Below are 542 nucleotides of genomic sequence, written 5' to 3' on the forward strand. Positions count from 1 at the left end.
TTTTATTGGATTAGCCATCGATGAAGATCGCCAGCCTGAGCTAACCGAAGAGCGTGTTGATGCATGGGTACAACAAATTTCAACAGAGATGTCTCTATCTGAGATCCTCGGCTAACGAACAAATCAGCGTAGGATTGCTGATATTATTATAATAATGAGACAATGCATGGTTTCTATTTTTTGTTTCCATGCCTATAATTGTAAATCAGTTTCGAAGACAACTGAATATATGTTAAAAATGTCTCATTATTGTTAAATTTCTGATTTAAGATACAGGACAAACCCGCATGACAGACAACAATAAAGCATTGAAAAATGCTGGACTCAAAGTCACTCTTCCAAGATTAAAAATATTGGAAGTACTTCAGGAGCCTGAGTGCCATCACGTCAGTGCGGAAGATCTCTACAAAAAATTGATTGATATGGGTGAAGAGATCGGTCTGGCCACAGTATACCGCGTATTAAACCAATTTGACGATGCTGGCATTGTGACCCGTCACAACTTCGAAGGTGGTAAATCCGTTTTTGAACTGACTCAACAG

1 protein-coding gene and 1 pseudogene are annotated in these 542 nt (G+C 38.7%); both read left to right on the forward strand.

The features are described 5' to 3' along the window. Positions 1-115: pseudogene (locus ABN217_RS20170) on the forward strand (flavodoxin FldA); the annotation flags it as partial. A 172-nt stretch (positions 116-287) separates the two neighbouring features. Beyond that, a partial coding sequence (gene fur, locus ABN217_RS20175) for a ferric iron uptake transcriptional regulator (protein ID WP_349459994.1) occupies positions 288-542 on the forward strand: 255 nt, incomplete at its 3' end.

This window comes from Proteus sp. fly-1067 (genome assembly GCF_040139345.1).
In the GTDB taxonomy this organism is placed as follows: domain Bacteria; phylum Pseudomonadota; class Gammaproteobacteria; order Enterobacterales; family Enterobacteriaceae; genus Proteus; species Proteus vulgaris_B.